Genomic DNA, 20,062 nt, shown 5'->3' on the forward strand with positions numbered 1-20,062 from the left:
AGGCGCGGTTCGCACACACTATGGGACCTCCCCGTTTTCACACCGCGCACAACGGAGGCCCGCCAGCCCGTGCCGATATGGATACCGAGGGCCCGCGCGGCACGGCGCGCGCGGTTTCGGAGCCGCGGCACGCCGGCCTGCCCGCCGGACCACGCGCCCCCGCGGCGCGACGGGAGACACCATGCCGGACACCAGTGCGAACATCGAATTGCGGGAGATCGGTTCGGCCGGCCTGCTGCTGAACTGCACCGGCGGATTGTCCTGGGAAGAGCGCACCCGGCTCGCAAGCGCCGTCGAGGAATACCTGGCGACGCGGCCGGGCGTGACGGCGGTGGTCTGCGATCTGGCCGCGGTCACGTTCGTGAACTCCGCCGGCCTGGGCGCGCTGTGTCAACTCGTCGGCCGGCTCCGCGCCCGCGGGGCCCGGCTGATCTTCACCAGCGTGCCGCAGCCAATCGCACGCATGTTCTCCACCGTCGGCATGGACCGTCTCGCCGAAACCGCGCGGGATGTACCCGCCGCCCTCGCCGCGCTCGGTTTGCCCGCGCCGCCCGTGGCCGGCCAGGCGTGACGCCGCCGCGGACTACATCACACTCACCGAGAGCAGGCAACATGGAACCGACCGCGGCGTTTGCGGCCGGGAACCGCGCTCGCGCTTCGGGCTCGGATTGGGCTTCGACCCGCTCAAGGTGCGAGAACCCTTTGCGCCAAGAGCATGAGATACGGGATCAAAGAGGTTCCTGCCAGGAACCTCTTGGACCCGATGGCGTGGCGCCCTTTTGACATTTTGCTGACCGCTCAGCGGGGCGCCAGGCCGAGCTTGGCGCGCCAACCGGTTCGATTCGCGGGCACGGTCTGTCCCGCGAGACGGGTGGCCAGCGCGCGGATGGCGGCGCGAACCTTGTTCCGGTGCGTCAGCGGATTGCCCAGGTCCAGTGCGGTGTGCACCGCCTTGAAGTCGCTCGGCACAGTGGCCAGGATGCGGCGTCCGAGTTGCCGTTCGACGGGCTCCGTCGCGCACGAATTGGCCCGCTCGTCGTAGCGGTTGACGACCAGCTCGATGAGCTCTTCGGAAAAGCCTTCGGCGCGGACCGCCGCGATAATGCGCTGCGCGTTCTTGACACTCGGCACGGTGAGCTGCAGCACCAGGATCAGCTTCGTGCATTCCTCGATGGCGACGCCCGCCACCGGCGACAGGCAACGCGGCAGGTCCAGCACGCTGTGCGCGTACGTCGCGGCAGCCGTTCGGAGAATGTCCCGCACGGCGGACTCGTCGATCGCGTGCGCTTCCTGGATCGTGTGCGGCCGGGCGAACACGTGGATGCCGAGCGGCAGCGCGGTGCTCGCCTTGCTCAGCAGGTCGGCATCCACCTTGCCCGCAGTCGCCACATCGGCCAGCGTGTACCGCGGCGCCAGATCGAACGCATCGGCCACCCCGCCGTACTCGAAGTCCAGGTCGAACAGCGCCGTGGCATCCTTCGTCAGATACGCCAGTTCTACGGCCAGGTGGGTGGCGATCGACGTGGTGCCAGCGCCCCCGATCGAGCCGAGCACGGCGAAAACGCGGCCGCCGCCGGGCTGGTCCGCGACCGGCTGGTGGCCGCGCGCCCGCTGCAGGGCGGCGGTGAGATCGGCGGCGTCCAGCGGGCGGGTGGTCACCTGAGCGCAGCCAGCGCGCTGCGCGCTGATGACGCGCTGGATATCCGCCCGCGCGGTCACGCCCACCACCGCGAGTCGCGGCTTGGCTTCAATCAGCCGTGCGATGGCGCGGATCGCATCCGGCGCGTCGAGGTCGAGGAGCACCGCGTCCGCGTCGAACGCGCTGAGCGCCGTCAGCAGCTCATGCAGATCGGTCGTGGACACGACGATGGAATAGCCCGGGACGAGCTCGGGCGCGACGTCCTGGACTCTGTAAACACACAGCTTGTGCGCCACCACTGCTCCTCGCATGCGCGGGACCGTCCCATAAAGCGTGACGGCGCCGTCGCCGGCAACCTGCTCGACTGGGAACATCGGCCCTTTCGCATCCGCGGTTAAGCACCGACCGGCGACGGCGTGCCCCGAGTTGGCCCTCCTCACGATCGGCGTGCCACGGCGGGTCACGCCTGGAGACCAGCGAGTTATTCCCGGAATTTGCTATTTCCCCCAGCCGCCTGCTCCGTACGTCCGAGTCGCCGGGCGTTGCCGCCGGGGGCGTTCTCGCTAGTCGAGAGACACACGCTGGCCGCCACGCCAAGTTCGGCACGCCCCCGCGCTGGCAAGGATCTCGCGCGCCGGCGCGCGGGATTGGTTTTCTGAAAACACGCGCTGAATCCGTGCGGTGAGGACGCTGAGGGCGCGGAGAATACCTGGATTGCTGGATTCTGGCGGGTAAATGCGGTGATAAGGTGATGAGGGGGACGGGGCGGCGGAGCCGCCAGGGAACTGGGAACGGGAAACCGGGAGCGGGGCGGCGGACCACGGCCCGAGCCGCGCAGGGGAGTGAGCGGACGTGCCGCGCACCGCCGGAACGTCGACCGGAAACTGGGATGGTGTTTCCGGATTAGAGGCTGGTTCGTCCGCCCTCCGGGCGGGGAAAGACAAAGGAAGTGAGGTTTTGCTGTCCAAGGGGCTTAAGCCGCCTGGCAACCAGCGCGCGCCCTCTCAGGACGAAGCTGGGCACCGAGGCGGAGCTTGGTGCTCGCCGGCAGGTCGAAAGGCGGTCCGGAACCTCTTCTTGTTGAGCGGAAAAGACACCCGACCCTTTCTTCCCTTCCGCGCGGGGCGGTTCGCGTTCAGCGATCCGGCAGTGTGCGGGCCACGCGGAATCCGCCCCAACTGAACGCCAGGTCGGGCTCGCCCTTGCCGCGGTTGGCCACGCGCTCGCGCTCCACGGGGCAACCGAAGCCCGCGTCACGGCAGGTCCGCAGCGCGGCGCTCGGCGGACCGGTGGGATTCTGCACCGGACTGTGTGCGTAGTACTCCTCGCCGTACCAATCCCAACACCACTCATAGACGTTGCCGCTGACGTCATGCAACCCCAACGCGTTGGGCGCAAAGCTCCCCGCAGGGGCCGTGAAGGCGTAGCCGTCGTCGTAGCCGCTCCAGAGCTTGTTGATGCCCCACTGCCGGCGGGCGGCCTCGTCGCACGTGTTGCCGGCGCGGCGACCGCCGATGTACGGCTCACCGTTGCCCCAGGCATACCGGCAGTCAAGGCCGCGACTGCGGGCGGCGAACTCCCACTCGGCCTCGGTCGGCAACCGGTAGCCGTCGGCCGTGAAGTCGCAAGTGATTGTGTCGCCGCTGCCACGATAGCAAGGCGGCAGGCCCTCCCGGCGACTGCGCCAGTTGCAGTACTCGACCGCGTCGTACCAACTCACGCAGACCACCGGATGGCCGTCGTCCTGCTCGAAGTACGGGTTCTTCCAGCTCGCGTCCGGCCGCGTCTCGACCTTCTTTCCCACGAACACCTTGGCGTCGCCGGCGCGCTCCGCGCTGGTCACGTACCCGGTCGCTTCCACGAATTGGCGGAACTGGCCGACCGTAACCTCATGCTTGCCGATCGCGTACGAGCGCAGCTCGACCGAGTGCGGGGGCCTCTCATCGGCTTCGCCGCCCTCGAACGTGTTCCCCATCTGGAACGAACCGCCGCGAACCACGACGAGGTCGCGCGCAACTTGAGCACAGCCCGACCACAGCACGGTCAGGGCCACCACTGTCACGGTCGCCTTCATGATAATCTCCTCAACCCGTCCGCCGGGCTGACCGCGAGGCGGGGACGTTGTGGTATAGCGCGACAGCCACCTATTTCTGTGCCTCCAATTTCGCCGGCGGGGAACCGACCGGCCGTAGACGCAGACGCCGGCCGCAGTTTGCACTATGGCGACATGTTACTGCGCGGCGGGCGTGTGTTCGACTGGCGGCGGGGAGGCAAGGCTGATTCGTCCGCCCGTTGGACGGGGAAGAGGAAAAGGAGGTGGGCCTTCTATCCCAGGGGCTGAAGCCCCCTGGCAAGCGCCGCGCGCCCGCCGTGCGAAGATGGGTGAAGAGGCGGAGCTGTGTGCTCCCCGGCTCAGCGGGGACTTCGCACTCCCTACACCGGCAGGAACGCCGGTGCCACTGACCCGCTCGCTGGCGTTTCGCGCTTTGACTGTGCTTACCCGTCTGCGAACCGGCATGGCAGCAGTAGCGCGGCACGCAGCCGGCGAAGGTATTCGCGGCGGGGAATCTCGATGGCGCCGAAACGGGCGAGGTGCGGCGTCGTCCATTGGGTGTCGAGCAGCGTGAAGCCGCGGGCCTTCAAACGCTCGACCAACGCCGCCAGCGCGACCTTCGAGGCGCCGGTCACGCGCGTGAACATCGACTCGCCGAAGAACGCGCCGCCGAGCGCTACGCCGTAGAGGCCGCCGGCGAGATTATCGGCCTGCCAGCACTCCACGCTGTGGGCGAAGCCCTGCCGATGCAGCTCGGTGTACGTGGCCATGATGCTTTCCGAAATCCACGTACCCTCCGCCCGGTCGGCGCAGGCCGCGATGACCTCGGCGAACGCCGTGTCGATGCGGACCTCGAACACGCGGCGCTGGATGAGCTGGCGCACGGTGCGGGGCACGTGGAACTTGTCCAGGGGGAAGATGCAGCGCGGGTCGGGGCTGAACCAGGCGATCTCGCCGTCCGGATCGGCCATCGGGAACGCCCCGATGCTGTAGGCGTGCAGCACAAGCTCGGGGGGCAGTGGCGAATCCATCGGGCACACGGCCTTCCGGCGGTCGGAACCGCGACCGGCGGGGCGGATAAATGGGCCTGCGGCACTTCCAAGCCGGCCGCGAAGAATCTATCCTGTCGGAATGCAGAAAGTCCAGCCGGCACAGCAGATAGGGAAGGCGGGGGAGCCAACCGCCGCCGCGACGGGGGCCGGGCTGTTCGGGGTGGCAGCCGATTTTCCGGACTGGCTGGCCCGTGGGCGCGCCGAAATAGAGGAAGCCCTCGCCGCGCACCTGCGCGAGCTGGAAATCGTGATGGGGCCGCACAGTCGCCTACCGGCCGCCGTACAGTACTCGGTGAAGGTCGGCGGCAAGCGTGTCCGGCCGATCCTGGTGCTGGAGACGTGCCGGGTGTGCGGCGGGCGGACGGAGACGGGGCTGCCTGCGGCCCTGGCCATCGAGCTGGTGCACACATTCTCACTGATTCACGACGACTTGCCGGCGATGGATGACGACGACCTGCGTCGCGGGCAGCCGACGAATCACAAGGTATTCGGCGAAGGGATGGCGGTTCTGGCCGGGGACTGGCTGGTGACGCACGCGTTTTCGCTGCTGGCGTCGGACCGTTGCGACCGCGGGATCGTGCCCGCGCTGGTCCAGGCCTTGGCGGACGGCACGAAGTGGATGATCGAGGGGCAAGGGGCCGATATTGAAGGTGAAAGTCGGCCCACGGACCCCAAACTGGTGCAATACATCGACGAGCACAAGACCGCGGCGTTGATCGAGACGTCCTGTCGTCTGGGGGCGTTGTGCGCGGCAGCGCCCGCGGAGTCCGTGGCGGCGCTCGCACGATACGGACGGCACCTGGGCCTCGCATTTCAGATTGTGGATGACATCCTGGACGCGACGAGCACCGCGGAAAAGATGGGCAAGCGCGTCGGGAAAGACGCCGGTGCGGCAAAGCAGACGTATCCGGCGGCGTTTGGGCTCGAGGCGAGCAAAGCCCGGGCGTGGCAGGAAGTGGAAGCGGCGCTGCGTGTGCTGGATTCGTTCGGCAGCCGCGCCGATCGGTTGCGCGACTTGGCGCGTTTTGTGGTGAGCCGGGACTGCTAGTGGGTTTGGGCCGACGGCCCCGGTTCAAAAGCGGTCGCTACAGGACACAGGGCATGATGAACATTCTGAATTCAATTGCCGGGCCGGCGGACGTGCAGCGGTTGTCGTTGGCTGAGCTGGGGCAGTTGGCGGGCGAGATCCGGGCGCGGATCATCGACGTGGTGAGCAAGAACGGCGGGCACCTGGCGAGCAATCTCGGGGTGGTGGAGCTGACGCTGGCGCTGCACCGCGTGTTCGATTTCAGCCGCGACCGGCTGCTGTGGGACGTCGGGCACCAATGCTACGTCCACAAGCTGATCACCGGGCGCAACGCGCGGTTCGATACGCTGCGCCAGGCCGGCGGCATCAGCGGCTTCCCGAACAAGGCCGAAAGCGAGTTCGACCTGTTCAACGTCGGCCACGCAGGCACGGCGATCGCGACCGCGGTGGGCCTGGCGCGCGGCGACCAGGCGCTGGGGCGCGACCGGCGGACAGTGGCACTGGTCGGCGACGCGAGCATCGTGAACGGCGTCGCGTTCGAGGGCCTGAACCAGGCGGGCGTGCTCAAGCGGCAATTCCTGGTGATCCTCAACGACAACTCGATGGGGATTGCGAAGACGCAGGGTGGGCTGGCGACGTACCTGGCGCGCTTCCGCGTGAGCAGCCTGTACGAAGAAGTGAAGCACAAGGTCGAGAACCTGCTGCCGAAGGTGCCGGTGGTGGGCAAAAGCGTGCAGGATGCGCTGGCGCACATCAAGCAGGGCATCAAGGCGACGGTTTCGCCGCACCAGATTTTTGAGCAGCTCGGGTTCCTGTACGTCGGTCCGGTGGACGGACATGATCTGCCGCACCTGGTCGATCTGCTGCAGTTGTTGAAAGACGTGGCCCAGCCGGTGCTGCTGCACGTGCACACGGAGAAGGGGCGTGGCTGCTCGTGGGCGATGGACGATCCGTGTGCGTTCCACAGCCCGGGCAAGCTGAAGATCGAGGGTGACACAGTCAGTGCCGTGAAGAGTGAGCGCAAGAGCTGGACAAGCGCCTTCGCCGACGCGGTCGTCCGCATCATGCAGGAAGACGAGCGTGTCTTCGCGTTGACGGCAGCGATGCCGGATGGGACCGGGCTGGCAAAGGTCCGCAACGTGTTGCCGGATCGGTGCCTGGACTGCGGCATCGCCGAGAGCTGCACGACGGACATCGCGGCGGGCATGGCGCGGGCGGGGCTGCGGCCGCTGGCGTGCATTTACTCGACGTTTCTGCAGCGGGCGTTCGATCAGGTGTTTCAGGAGGTCGTGCTCCAGGGGTTGCCGGTCGGGTTCTGCCTTGATCGCGCGGGACTGGTCGGGGGCGACGGCTCGGTACACCACGGCTATCTCGACATCGCCTATCTGCGCGCGTTCCAGGGCATGGTGCTCATGGCGCCGGCGGACGAGCCGGAGCTGGAGCAGATCCTGCGATTGGGGTTGAAGCTGTCCGGGCCGTGGGCGGTGCGCTATCCGCGCGACACGGTGCCCGACGAGCTTGGGGCTGCGCCGCCGTTTGTACTCGGCAAATGCCGCGTGCTGCGCGAGGGGCCGGACGCGACGATCCTGGCGTATGGCAGCCTGGTGCCGACCGCGCTGGAGGCGGCGCAGCGGTTGGCCAGCGAGGACATTTTCGTGTCCGTCGTCAATGCCCGGTTCGCGAAGCCGATCGACGAGGACATGGTGACGACGGCCGTCACGCGCGGCGCGCCGGTGGTCACGGTTGAAGAGCATTCGGTCACGGGCGGCTTCGGCAGCGCGGTGCTGGAGACGGCGAACCGGTTGGGGCTGGCGACGGACGGCATCATCCGGCTGGGGATGGCGCCGGAGCGCTTCTACGAGCACGGGGCGCGCAGCGGGCAACTCGCCGAGGCCGGGCTTGACGCGATGGGCATCGCGGCGACGGTCCGGCGGGCCGTGCAGGCGGTACGCAGCGCGGGCGAGTTGGCGCCGCAGACGCCGGCCGAGCGAGCGACGCGCGTGCGGCGTACGTCGTAGCCCGGGGCGGCTGGGCCGGGACGCCGCGCAACGGAAACACGCTGCCGTGGACGCATTCGTTGCCAGACACTTGCAGGGCGTCTCGCGCACCTACGCGATCCTGGTGCCGATGCTGCCGCCGCCGCTGGCAGACGCCGTGGGGCTGGCCTACCTGGTCATGCGGATCGTCGACACGGTGGAGGATGATCCGCAGCTGACGGCGGACGAGCGGCGGCGCTATTTCGCGGTGCTTGCCGCGGCGCTGGGCGGTGATGCAGCGGCGGCCCAAACGCTGGCGCAGCCGCTGGGGGACAACGATGACGAACGCGCCTTGATGGTGGACGCGCCGGAAGTGCTGGCGCGCGTGCGGGCACTGCCGATGGAGCAGCGGACCGCGCTGGCGGACTGTGCGCGGGCGATGATGGTCGGCGTGCAGACGCTGATGGCGCGCAGCGCCGCTCGGGGCGTGCCCTATCCCGCCGTGTGCGACGTGACGGAGCTGCGCGAGTACTGCTATTACGTGGCCGGCGTCGTGGGCGAGATGCTGTGTGCGTTGATGGCAGGCTACCTGCGGCAGCCGGGTTTGCTGGAGCGGCGCGCGGAGGCGGTGGAGCTGGGCACGGGGCTGCAACTGGTCAATATCCTCAAGGACGCGCGCGACGACGCCGAGCATGGCCGGCGCTATCTGCCGATCGTCGCGGACGGCGCGGCAGCCGCGCGCGTGTATCAGGAGGTGCTGGAAGAAGCGCGGCGGAGCCTGCAGCGCGGCATCGCGTACGTGCTGGCGCTGCCAGCGACGCAGCGCGCGCTGCGCTCGTTCTGCGGGTTGCCGATCGCGTGGGGGGCCCTGACGCTGGCGCGGGCGCAGCGCGACTCGACTGCGGCAAAGATCGGGCGCGCTGCGATCCGCGACACGATCGCACAGTTCGAGACCATTGCGGGTGATGATCAACGGCTGCGGCAGTATCTCGGGGGACTGCTTACCTCGTGAGCGCGAGAAGACCAATCCACGCGGCAACCCGGCTGGCCGCCCGCGCTACGGTTGCCAGGCAATGTGAATGTGCACGCGCCCCACGTTGCGGTCGCGGAGTTCGACGACCACATAAGTGCCGCGCTCGGACGCCCGGCTCGCCGTGAAGCGGATCTCCGGCGCGGTGCCCGAGTCGCAGGCTACTTCGCCGGCACTGGTCTTCAGCTCGACCGGTACCCGGCCGCCCATGTCCCACGCGGAAAGCGCCAGGTTGTCGGAGTAGTCCGTGGACTGTCTGACCACCACCGTCGCCCCCGCGGCGCTCGCGGGCAGCTTGATGCAGTACTCGGGGCCGGCGGAGCGGCAAGTACCCTGCAAGTCGTCTCGGTGATCCAGCGTGATGTCCACCGCGAGATCCTGGTCGCGCTGTCGCTCGGTCAGGATCAGCGGTGTGCGCAGCCGACCGATGACAGTGGATGGCTCGTCGTGCGCGACGCCATCGAGCGTCAGCGTGATGACCGAGTTCTTCGACAGCGGCCGGCCCCCCGGCGGGTCCTGCTTGATGACGTGTCCGGTCGTGGTCCCGGCGGGGAGAAACTGCCAGCGCAGGTCCAGGCTGCGCAGGATGTTCGCGGCTTCCTGCGCCCACGCGCCGATATCCCGATCCCAGCCGCGACCAACCAGGAACGGGGCGTGCAGGGCCGGGGTCGGCGTCCAGTAGGTGCGCTTGTACACATCCACCAGGTGGCAGGTCACTTCGTACTGGTCCGCGGTCGCCGACGGTTCGTGGGTCCCGCCGGCCCGGCTGCGGACGACGGGGGCGAACTGATTGCCGTGGGTGTCGGACAGCATCTGTGCCACGGTTTCCGCCGATTCCCCGGGCTTGCGCAGGAAGAGGGACTGACCTTCAATCAGAATCCAGTCCGTGCATCCCTGCGTGGGGTGCAGCCGCACGAGCGCCGCGGAACCCACGGCGCCGCCCTCGACCATGGTGGAGTTGTCGAAAGCGCTCGTACCGCGCAGGTACCAGAGGGTGCCCCAGTAGATGGGCGTCGTGCTCTGTTGCGCACAGGTCGTGGTCAGAAGCGGATCCGCGGCGTGTGCGACACCGGTGGCGATGGTCGCGATGAGTGCCAGGCAGTGCCCAGCGAGCACCGGCGGTGAGACCTGGTTCGCGTACATGCTGAGTTCCTTTCTGAGCTGCAGACCGTGCGCGGCGTGCGCGGCGGATCAGTCGGCCCGGGACCCGAATCCGAGCACTGGCCCAGCCGGCGGGTGACGCGTGCGTTCGAGCCGCGTGGCCAGCGCGGCGCCCAGCCACAGGCCGATGATGGCGCTCGCGGGCAGGAAGATCACGTGCAGCGTCCGCGCCACGGCGGCGCAGACCGCGACCACGGCCCCGGACGCCAGCAGGCACAACAGCCAGCGCGTCACGGCGGGCCGCCGGCCGAATTGCACGCCGAACCACACGCCGATCGTCGCGCAGACCAGCAGAACGATAAGCTCGATGAGCAGATATGGCGGCGGCGTGGCGACGCCGCGCAGCAGGTCTCCCAGTACAGTTGCGTGCACATACACATGGAATTCGTCGCGGCCGCCGCGGCCGTCATCCACGCGGCTGCGATCCGGTTTAGCGCTGTGCTGGGCGCGCGTGTCGCCGATGATGACGAGCTTGCGGGTCAGCCGCGGTGCCAATGCCGCGTGCGGCGCCGTGAGCACGTCCTGATAGGGCACCGTGTGACGGGCGAGCAATTCGGGCGGCGCTATCAGCGTCACGGCACACGCGGTGTGCCAGTCCGTGGTGTTGGCCAGCGCGGCATCGCCGGGCCGCCAGTCTTTCTGCACATGCGCGACGGGAATCTCGTCGGCGACCGGCGACCAGCGCCCGCGGCCGGCGGCGGTCGGCTCCGGATCGAAGTAGTCAATGGTCAGGTAGGCCAGGTCCGGGTTCCAGGAGTACTTGGGCGTGCCGGGGTGACGGGCGGCGGCGTACGTCGCCAGCGCGAGCGACGGGATGGGGGCGGCGCGCGGCGCGACCGCCAGCAAGGCCGTGCCCTTCACGAGACGATGGTTCAAGAGGTGAATGCAGCCCCAGCCGTCGATATGCTCGGTGAGGGCCGCGCTGAGCAGCGGGCGTCCGTCCGCCGCCGCGCCGCGCGTGCCGACGATCACGCGGGTCCCGGCGGCCCGAAGCGTGGCGAGCCCGCGGATCAGGTAGCTGTCATGCGCGGGCGCGTCGCTCTCGAACGCGATATCCCAGCACACCACGCGCAGGTTCAGTTGCGCCAGGCGCTCCATGAGGGCACCGTGCAGGCGGCGCCACGAGAACGGGTCGGCCGGGTCCACGCCCGGGATGCCTGCCGCCTCCGCGAGCCGGGGGAGCGCCTCGCAGGCGGCGTCATCGAACGCGATGACGGCGACATCCTCGGACCAAGCCGGTCCGCTGGGCGCGCGCGCCAGGCGGCGCGCATAGGACTCGAAACCGCGGTCGGGCCAGCTCACCAGCCAGCGCGTGCGATGCAGCGCCAGGGCGCAGACGAACGTGAGCAGGAGCACGCCGACGTACGCAACGTGCGGGCTGCGCTGCACGCCGCGGCGAAACTGCTTGCGCAGCAGGTAGAGGACACTGTCGCGCCGGGCGGCGATGGGCTCGCCGGCGAGGTAGTGGGTCAGGTCCTGGGCCAGCTCGCCGGCCGTCTGATAGCGGCGCTTGCGCTCCTTTTGCAGACACTTTAGGACGATCGTCTCCAGCTCGTCGTTGATCTCCGGGCGCAGTTGGCGCGGCCGGACCGGCTCGGCCTGCAGGATGTTGTTCAGTACATCGTGCAGGCGGCCGACGACCTCATACGGAAAGCGGCCGGTGAGCATGTAGTAAAGCATCACGCCGAGCGCGTACACGTCGCTGCGCGGATCGATCCGGCCCGGAACGGCCTCGGCCTGCTCGGGCGAGGCCCAGGGCAGGCTGCCCATGAACTGGCCGGTGACGGTGACCGGGGGCAGCTCGTCGGCCGCGGCGCGCGCGGCTACGCGGGCCAGGCCGAAGTCGAGAATATGCGGCTCGCCATCGGCGTCGATGCGGATGTTGCTCGGCTTCAGGTCGCGATGGACGATGCCGCGCAGATGGGCGGCGTAGACCGCGTTGCAGATCTTGACGAACACGCGCAGGCATTCGTCCGGCGGACGCGGCGCGGTGGCCAGCCAGGCATCCAGTGGCTGCCCCGAGATGTAGTCCATCACCAAGTAGTGGCAGCCCGCCGCCAGGCCACTGTCATGGATCGCGACGATGTTCGGGTGGTTGAGCTGGCCGAGGATCTCGATTTCACGCTCGAAGCGGGCCCGTTCGGCGGGGGCGGCCAGCGGCCCGGACTTCAGCGCCTTCAGCGCGACCTTGCGCTTCGTAGATTTCTGCAGCGCCTGGTACACGACGCCCTGTCCGCCGCGGTGAATTTCGCGCAGCAGCGTGTAGCCGGGGAAGGCGTCGGGCGCCAGCGAGTCGGCGAACGCGACGCACGGGGTGGTACCGACGTCCGGCGGCGACTCAGGCGGCGAGATGGCCGTGGGGCCGTCGGGTGACACCGGACCCGTGGTGGAGTCATCCGGCCGCGGGACGGATGGCGGCGGCCCGGCTTGCGGCGGCGGATCGGTGGGTTGCTGCGGGCTCATGGCGCCGCTCCGGCAGTCGACGGTAAGAGTAGCCCTGACGACGCGTACCCGGCCCTGGGCGGCACGGCGTCCACCGCGGCAAATTGTACGGTGAGTGGGCGAAGTCTCGCAACGTGGCGGGCGAAGTGTGCAGGGCGGCGGATCATCGGGAGAGGAGCGTGTGGATGCTGGTGCCGACCGACGTGAGCGTGTCACCCACAATCAGCCCAGTGCAGACCGTGATCAGGAACCGGCTGGACCAGTCGCGGCACCACTTGCCAAGCAGGAGGGCGACCAGACCACCCAGAAAGATGGCCGCCGAGACACTGGCTGGGAATACGAACGCCATCCCCACGCTGGCGGTACTGGGCACCCAGCGTCGTGCGCGCGCCGGCGCCAGGCGCTCACCCAGCGTCAGGGCCACGGCGACCAGCGCGGCGATGAGCATCGCGAGTGGCGTGCCGGCGGGTAGCCCGCGAAAGCCGCCCTGGAACAGCTCCGCGACGACCATGACGCCGCGCACCCCCGGTGCGGGCAGCTCTTCGGTCAGCAGTTGCGTGGCGGGGTTGGGGACCAGCAGCGTGTAGGCGAACGCGGCCGCGCATGCACCCGCCGCCGCGCCGCAAAGTTGAGCGATGGTCTGGGCGCGCGGCGCAGCGCCGAGGAGCGCACCGCACTTGAGGTCGCTGAGCAGGTCGGCGCACTGGCTTGCGGCGCCGCTGGTGACGTTGGCCGCCATCAGGTTCGCCGCCGGGCTTTGCGGCAGCAGCGCCCCGACCGCGAGCTGCGTGAGTTTGGCCACGGGAGCGATGGGGTTCATGCCGGTCTCGCCGGCGACGCGTGCTGCGCCGAGCGCGAGGATGAATGCGAGCAGCACGCCAACGGCGGCGACCCACCACGGTACGGCGAACAGCAGCACCTGTACGCCAATCACTGTCACGAGCGACGCCCCTAGGGCCAGGGCATATGGACTGCGGCGTTGCAGGCTGCCTGGGCCAGGCTGACTTGTGAAGAGGCGTGCCACGCCGGTGGCCAGTGCGCGCCAGGAGAATGCCAGCGAGACCAGCGCCGCGACCACCATCATGGTCACGCCCGGCCACACCAGCCACGTGACCATCTCCGGATAGGTCGCGGCCCGCATCGTGCCGTCGGCCAGCAGCGGCGGGGCAATGAGCCCGAAGGCGACGATCGAGCCAAGCAGGAGCGAGGCGCACGTGCGGAACCCGATCAGACCGCCGACCGCCGGCAGCAGTGGCGACGTACTCAGGCCGAAGGTCAAGTCGGACAGTCTCAGGCCGCGCAGGGCCCCAGGCGCAGCGAGCGTGCCGATCCTGGCGACGTACGTAGACACGGCGAGGCAGGCACTGGCCGCCGCCCCAACGAGTAACGCCTCGATCCGCGCGGCCGCTTCACGTCCATGGCGCCCAGTGGCGTAGCCGACCGGCTGGTCCGGGGGGAGCGGCGCGCCGGACACTGCCGCGGCGCATTCGCGCGCGTGCAGGCCGCGCAGCGTCTCGGCGCCGGCAATTCCGACCGCGAAGGGCAGCTTCTCGGCGACGATCATCTGCCGGCGCAGGCCGACGGCGATCACGTTCCCCAACAGGCAGACGACCAGCAGCCAGCCGGCCAGCACCGGCCAGCTCAGCGTCTGACCGGTGAGCAGCGCGAGCGCGGGGATCGCGGTCACGAGGCCGGCCGAGGGTACATACGCGGCGGCCGAGCAACCCGTCTGGTTGATGTTATTCTCGAGCATGTCGAAGCGGCGGACCCGCCCGCCGCTCAGGCCTTCGACGCCCGCCCAGAAGCCGTAGCCGAGCAAGGCCGCAACGATCGACATGTTGAAAACCATGCCGAGCTTCAGGCCGGCGTAGATGTTGCAGACGGAAAGCACAGCGCCGAGCAGCGCGCCGGTGAGCACGCCGCGGAGCGTCAATTGCGGCGCGTCTGGACAAAGTGTCAAGGGCGTCGGATTGGCCGCGCCCGTGGTTGGCGCGTCCGAGGTGGGGGTCGCTTCCGTGCCCACGCTGACCACTCCATGCAGGCGCCCGCGCGGCGCGGCCGCGCGCGCACGGCAGGCATGGTACGTGAATCGGCGCGGGCGTCAACCGCGTACGGCGTCGCTCGTCGGCTGGCTCTCCGGCGTCGCGCGGAAGCGGGCGGCGTCCGCCGGCCGGTCCCAGGCGTCATAAAGTTCCACAATGCGCTGCCGCAGCCGCCGCGCGCGCGGATGCGCGGCGCCGACGGTCGCGCTCAGACGCTCGTACGCCGCCAGCATGTGCGCCTCCGCCTCCGCAAAGCGCTGCAATCCGGCGAGGGCCCGTCCGTACCAGCCCTCGACGACGGCCGGATACCAGTGCTCGGGCGGCATGACCTGGCGCACCTTCTCCAGCAGGGCGCCGAACTCGTCGGCGGCCGCCTGGAAGTCCCCGCGCTCGTACAAGAGCGTGCCGAGCTGGACCCGGGCGTGCAGCGTCTCGAGGGCCTCGTCGCCAAACGCCTGCCGGCGCTGCTGGAGGGCCCGTCGGATCAGCGGCTCGGCTTCGTCGAACCGCTGCAGGTCGGTCAGCGCGGTGCCGAGGTTCACCATCGCCGTGGACGTATACGGACTGCTTTCGCCCAGGGCGCGGAGGCAGCCCTCCAGAGCGGCGCGATAGATGGGCTCGGCGTCGGCGGGCCGTTCCTGGAGCTGCAGGCACTGCGCCAGGCTGTTCATCGCGTAGAGCGTGTCGAGGTGCTCGTCGCCGTTGGTCCGCCGGGAGGTCTCGAGCGCAGCGCGCAGCAGGGGCTCGGCCTCGGCATAGCGACCCTGGACGTTGAGCATCCCGGCCAGGGCCCCCATGGCGCCGAGCGTGTCCGTGTGCTCCGGCCCCAGGACGCGTTGGGCGCGCTCGACGGCTTCGCGCAAAAGCGGCTCCGCCTCGCCAAACTGGCCTTGATGGGAAAGCTCGAGGCCCAGGTTGGCGATGGCGACGATGGTCTCCGGATGGTCCGAGCCGAGAATACGGCGTTCATTCTCGAGGACCGCGCGCAGCAGCGCGAGCGCCTCATCGCGCGGGCCGGTGATCCCCAGCAGCCGGGAATAGCTGCTCATGGCCCGCAGCGTGTCGCGGTGCTGCGGGCCGAGCACGCGCCGCGCCGTCTCCAGTCGCTGCCGCATCAGGCTGCCCGCCTCTTCCAGCTTGCCCTGGGTGCACAGGACGCTGGCCAGGTTGCCCATGCTGGTAAGCGTGTCGAGGGCGTCCTCGCCCAGCAGCCGCCGGCTGTTGGCCAGGGCCGCGCGATGCAGCGCCTCGGCTTCATCGAGCTGTCCGAGCATCTCGAGCACGTACGCCAGATCGTTCATCGTGCGGGTGGTGTCGATGTGGTCGTCGCCGAGCACGCGACGCCGCGCGTCCAGCACCTGCCGCAACAGTGTCACCGCCTCGTCCAGTTTGCCCTGCTGCCTCTTGAGCCAGGCAATCGCCGCGAGACTGGAAAGCGTGTCGGGATGCTCCGCGCCGGCGGCGCCGCGCCACAAGTCGTAGGCCGCCTGCAGTTGCGGCTCGCTTTCGGCAAACAGGCCCAGACTGGAGTAGGCGTTGCCGATGGCCTCGTGCAGGGCCGCCGCCGTAGGCGCATCGAGGTCGGTCGACTCCGCGAGCTCGCGGCTGGCCTTGTCGAGCACGTCGGCCACGCGGGCCTCGCGCCCCAGGTCGAGCGGCATGGTGAGCATATTCACCAGGAACAGGTTGATGGCGTGCGTCTGGGCGGATTTTCGCTGCGACTCGGTGCGGGCAACCACCTCGGCGGCCCGGGCCTTCTCGGCGGCGTCGAGGCGCTGATCGGCCAGTTGCTCGGCTTCCGTGGCCCGCAGCCACAGCACGCTGAGCAGCACGGCCGCCCCGAGGGTGATGAGCAGGAACACGCTGGTGATGCGCGCGACGTACTTGTAGCGCCGCATGGCTTTGCGCAGCGTGTACAGCGCGCTGTCGCGCTTCGCTTCGATCGGCTCGTTGGCCAGGTAGTGCCGGATGTCGCGGGCCAGGTCGCCGGCGCTCTGGTAACGCCGGTCGGGCTCCTTGGCCAGGCATTTCAGCACCAGCGTGTCGACCTCGTCGTCGAGCTCGCGCCGCAGGCTGCTGGGCCGCAGCGGCTCGATGCTCTGGATGTTGTGCAGCACCTCGCGCAGCCCCCCCACCACCGGGTACGGGAACCGGCGGGTCAGGAGCTGGAACAGGATCACGCCCAGCGCGTACACGTCGCTGCGAACGTCGGTCGCGTGCGGGCTGCCGTCCGCCTGCTCCGGGCTGGCCCACGGCGGCGAACCCATGAACTCGCCGGTCAGGCTCATCGGCGATTCGCCCACGTTGGCGTGCGAGTCGGTCGCGGCCTTGGCCAGGCCAAAGTCGAGCACGAACGGTTCGCCGGCGGGGTCGATGCGAATGTTGCTCGGCTTCAGGTCGCGGTGGATCACGCCCCGCTGGTGCGCGTAGTTCACGGCATCGCAGACCTTGGCGAAAAGCTGAAAGGTGGCGCGCACCGAGAACAGCGGCGAAGCCTCGCTCCGCGGCATGGGGACGCGCACGTCGAGCGGCTCGCCGCGGTGCGTCTTCGACCAGTCGTCGGCCAGGGCCGCGTCGCCGATCAGCTCGTCGAGCCCCACGCCCTCGATGAATTCCATCACATAGTAGGGGTAGCCGGCGTCCGTCACGCCGCTGTCATAAAGCCGCACGATGTTCGGATGGTGCAGCGTGGCGATCAGGTCGATCTCACGCTCGAAACGCCGGCGACGCGAATCGGATGCCCAGGCGCCGTCGAGCAGGACCTTGATCGCCACGCGGCGCTTCGTGGAGCGCTGCGTGGCGCTGAAAACCACACCCTGGCCGCCGCGGCGGATTTCGCGCAGCTCATCGTAGCCGGGGATGCTGGGCTGGCGCGGGGCCGGCGCCCGGCTCTGCTTGACCGCACCGAGCAGTTGCTCGGCGTCCTCGTACCAGTTCGACTGCGTGCCCATCGCCACCCCGGATCGCTCACCCCTCTTCGCCGACCTGTTGCTCCACCAGCTCCGTGAGGCGCTTCATGATCCGCGACTTCGCCTGGTAGACCTGGTCCACGCTCAGCCCGAGGGCCTCGGCCGTCTCGCGGGCGTCGCGGCCCTCGACGGCGTAGCGCTGAAAGGCCTGCCGATCCGCGTCGTTGAACTCGACGGCGATGGTCCGCATGGCCTGGCGGGCGTGGTACTGGCGCCACTCCGCTTCCCAGGCCGCCTCGACGTCCTCGTCCTCGCACGCCGCACGCGTCGCTTCCTCGAGGTGCTCCAGGTCCACTTCGCCGTGGCGGGCCATACGGCGTTTGAAAATGGCGTGCAGCGTGATCGTCTTCAGGTACGAGCGGAACTTGCCGCGGGCCGGATCGTAGTGGAACCCGGGCAGCGTCTTGCTGAGCGCGAGCAGGACTTCCTGGGCCACGTCGTCGCAGTCGGCGGGCTGCAGGCTGCGGCGGCGCGCGAAGCCCGCGATGAGCTCCGCGTAGCGCTCATGAAACTCACGCCAGGCAGCGGGATCCTGTCCGTTGCTCAGGCGCTGCAGCAAGCTGATGTGAGTGGTTTGCCCGTACATGTTCTCCAGTATATCCCCGTCGGGCGGCGAATAGATATAGTCTTTGCCTGGCGCCACCTTACCGGACCAGCGCATCCCGCGCAGACTCGGGCCGGACCGCATCCGGCGGGCGCGGGCGCAGTGTCAGCAGGGCAGCGACCGTGGCGGCCGTGCCGAGCAAGGCACAGATGGTGAAGGTCCACTCGGCGGGGGCCGCCCGCGCAAGTTGCCGGCGATACACCTGCTGCAGGTCAGCCAGCGTGTCTTCCAGGGTGACCGGCGGCGGGCCGGCGTCCGCAGGCCAGTCGGCCAACTCCGCGTTGTACTTGTGGGTGGCGTACGCGGCCGTCTCGGCCCAGGTGCCGCGCCCCCGTGGCAGCCAGAGCGGCCAGCTCAATTGCCCCAGCATGACGACCAGCAACAACAGGAGGCCCGGCCACAGGCGGGGCGCAAACGTGACGGCCACGCCGAGGAAGGGCAGGACCAGGATCAGGTAGCGCTCATGGACCTCGGTCGGGATCATCATGAACAGCAGCAGGCTGAGCATGGTCCACAGCACCAGCCCCCGGCGGTCGCGCCGCCAGCGCCACAGCATGAACAACAACCCCGCTAGCAACGCCAGCACCAGCCAGATCTTGCTCCACGTGCCCCGGGTGAGGCCCAGCCATTTCGCATGTGCGTCGAGTGAATCCGTGAGCAGGAGGTGCAGGTACCAGATATTGAACGCCTTCAGCGTGGTCAATTTGCTGTAAATCGCGAACAGGTTCTCATGGTAGCTGCGCAGGTACCACGCCCAGCCGCTGTGCAACGTGAACGGCAGCGCCATGAGCAGCAGCACGCCGAGCGCCACCACGCCCCCGACCAGCGGCTTCCAGACCGGCCGCGTCGTCAGCAGGGCATAGCCCCACAGCGGGATGAACAGCACGGCCTGCGTCTTGAGGGCGAACGCCACGCCCCAGAGCACGCCCGCCAGCACCCAGCGTTCGTGGAGCATCGCGTGCAGCATCCAGACCCCCGCCGCCAGCAGGATCGAGTCGGTCTGGGCCCAGATCACCGAGTCCCACCACAAAATAGGCAGAAACAGCGCCGCGACGTAGATCCACAGAGGAGCCCACCCCGGACGAAAACGCCGGACCAGCGCCGCGCAACCCCAGGCGGTCAGGAAGTCTCCCACCATGCTCCAGAACGTGAAGCAGCTCAGCGACTCGACGGTGTTCAGCAGCCGATCCGGACGCAGCGCGCTGAAGGCCGCCCCGGACACGGCCAACAGGTAGACCGACAGCGGCGGATAGTTACAGACGCGGTCGAACTTGCGTTGCGAGATGTGCCAGGTGCGCTTGCTCTTGTCCCAGTGGCGCAGGTCATAGCGGTGCGGCCGTTCGGTGTAGAGGCTCAGCAGCCCGCGATCCTGCGCTTGCAGGCCCCAGCGGACGAAGTCGTCGTGGTCGCCGGGGTAAAGCATGCCGGCGAAGACCGGGATGGGGGGTGTCGGCAACAGGGGCGCGGCGAGGAGTCCGGCGCGGAGCAGGATGGCTGCGACAGTCACGCCGAGCCAGAGTCCCCAAGGCGGCGCGGCCGGCCCACGACGAGCGCACCGGACGGCGGGGTGAGGTTCCCACAGTCGCCGTGGCTGGTGTGTCATGCCGCGCTCACCGGGTTCCAGGTTGGGAAGGACCAGAGCCGCGCCGGCTTATAGCGCGCCGCGCCAGCGGGCGTCAAGCTGGCTGGACGGGGGCGCAAAAAGTGCCCGCCGGGGCACGTCGTGCGACCGGCGGGCTGTTTCGTTGGCTGCTGTAACGACAGCCACGTTCGCTGCATCACAGCAGCCTAGCGTTTATCACCCTTCACTGGATCACCTCCTTTCTACACGGGCCACTTCCCGGCCGGCCTCTGGTGAGGACGCCACGCCGGGCTTTGTCCCGTTCGCCGACCGTCACCGGCGAACACGACAGGTGCTGGATCCGAAGCACCTGGCGGAGGTGGTGAGGCGGGCAGCGGTCTCGCCCAATCTTTGAGAGGGCTGCGCCGCCGCAGCGGCCTCCGCTATCCCCATTATCGCCAGAACCGGGCGCGGGTCAAGAGAGAAGTTGCGCGGGCGGCCGCGGC

At 69.1% G+C, this 20,062-nt stretch carries 13 protein-coding genes; 4 read left to right on the forward strand and 9 right to left on the reverse strand.

Annotated features, from left to right (window positions below):
* The first annotated feature begins 181 nt into the window (after positions 1 to 181).
* The gene (locus KA383_11530) at positions 182 to 571 is read left to right on the forward strand and encodes an STAS domain-containing protein (GenBank protein MBP7746750.1); all 390 of its coding nucleotides are present in this window, start codon (positions 182 to 184) and stop codon (positions 569 to 571) included.
* Between the two features lie 227 nt (positions 572 to 798).
* Here the strand turns inward: KA383_11530 and KA383_11535 are convergent, their stop codons facing one another.
* From KA383_11535 to KA383_11545, 3 genes are all read right to left on the reverse strand, one after another.
* Entirely contained in the window at positions 799 to 1,935 is a 1,137-nt protein-coding gene (locus KA383_11535; protein ID MBP7746751.1) for a hypothetical protein, read from the reverse strand.
* 839 nt (positions 1,936 to 2,774) lie between these two features.
* The gene (locus KA383_11540) at positions 2,775 to 3,713 is read right to left on the reverse strand and encodes a formylglycine-generating enzyme family protein (protein ID MBP7746752.1); all 939 of its coding nucleotides are present in this window, start codon (positions 3,711 to 3,713) and stop codon (positions 2,775 to 2,777) included.
* 422 nt (positions 3,714 to 4,135) lie between these two features.
* The gene (locus tag KA383_11545; GenBank protein MBP7746753.1) at positions 4,136 to 4,723 is read right to left on the reverse strand and encodes a leucyl/phenylalanyl-tRNA--protein transferase; all 588 of its coding nucleotides are present in this window, start codon (positions 4,721 to 4,723) and stop codon (positions 4,136 to 4,138) included.
* 100 nt (positions 4,724 to 4,823) lie between these two features.
* On the opposite strand from KA383_11545, the gene KA383_11550 reads away from it, so the two are divergent.
* The 3 genes from KA383_11550 to KA383_11560 are packed head-to-tail and all read left to right on the forward strand — an operon-like array spanning position 4,824 to position 8,759.
* Positions 4,824 to 5,792, forward strand: a complete 969-nt coding sequence (locus tag KA383_11550; protein ID MBP7746754.1) for a polyprenyl synthetase family protein — start codon at positions 4,824 to 4,826, stop codon at positions 5,790 to 5,792.
* Positions 5,793 to 5,845: 53 nt separating this feature from the next.
* Positions 5,846 to 7,789: a 1-deoxy-D-xylulose-5-phosphate synthase gene (locus KA383_11555; GenBank protein ID MBP7746755.1), complete on the forward strand. Its 1,944-nt coding sequence runs from the start codon at positions 5,846 to 5,848 to the stop codon at positions 7,787 to 7,789.
* 46 nt (positions 7,790 to 7,835) lie between these two features.
* Complete coding sequence (locus KA383_11560; GenBank protein ID MBP7746756.1) at positions 7,836 to 8,759, forward strand: squalene/phytoene synthase family protein; 924 nt, start codon at positions 7,836 to 7,838, stop codon at positions 8,757 to 8,759.
* A gap of 45 nt (positions 8,760 to 8,804) precedes the next feature.
* Here the strand turns inward: KA383_11560 and KA383_11565 are convergent, their stop codons facing one another.
* The 6 genes from KA383_11565 to KA383_11590 all read right to left on the reverse strand — a co-directional run bounded on the left by KA383_11565 (position 8,805) and on the right by KA383_11590 (position 19,502).
* Complete coding sequence (locus KA383_11565; protein MBP7746757.1) at positions 8,805 to 9,920, reverse strand: PASTA domain-containing protein; 1,116 nt, start codon at positions 9,918 to 9,920, stop codon at positions 8,805 to 8,807.
* 48 nt (positions 9,921 to 9,968) lie between these two features.
* Entirely contained in the window at positions 9,969 to 12,401 is a 2,433-nt protein-coding gene (locus KA383_11570) for a protein kinase (GenBank protein MBP7746758.1), read from the reverse strand.
* A gap of 142 nt (positions 12,402 to 12,543) precedes the next feature.
* A complete protein-coding gene (locus KA383_11575) occupies positions 12,544 to 14,403 on the reverse strand; it encodes an OPT/YSL family transporter (GenBank protein MBP7746759.1) in 1,860 nt (619 codons plus the stop codon).
* Between the two features lie 78 nt (positions 14,404 to 14,481).
* Positions 14,482 to 17,373 carry a tetratricopeptide repeat protein gene (locus KA383_11580; GenBank protein MBP7746760.1) on the reverse strand — a complete coding sequence of 964 codons (2,892 nt, stop codon included), beginning with the start codon at positions 17,371 to 17,373 and terminating at the stop codon, positions 14,482 to 14,484.
* Positions 17,374 to 17,389: 16 nt separating this feature from the next.
* Positions 17,390 to 17,977, reverse strand: coding sequence for a sigma-70 family RNA polymerase sigma factor (locus tag KA383_11585; GenBank protein MBP7746761.1), 588 nt, complete (start codon positions 17,975 to 17,977; stop codon positions 17,390 to 17,392).
* Between the two features lie 58 nt (positions 17,978 to 18,035).
* Positions 18,036 to 19,502, reverse strand: coding sequence for a DUF2029 domain-containing protein (locus tag KA383_11590; protein MBP7746762.1), 1,467 nt, complete (start codon positions 19,500 to 19,502; stop codon positions 18,036 to 18,038).
* Positions 19,503 to 20,062 lie beyond the last annotated feature (560 nt).

It is taken from the genome of Phycisphaerae bacterium, assembly GCA_017999985.1.
GTDB lineage: Bacteria > Planctomycetota > Phycisphaerae > UBA1845 > Fen-1342 > JAGNKU01.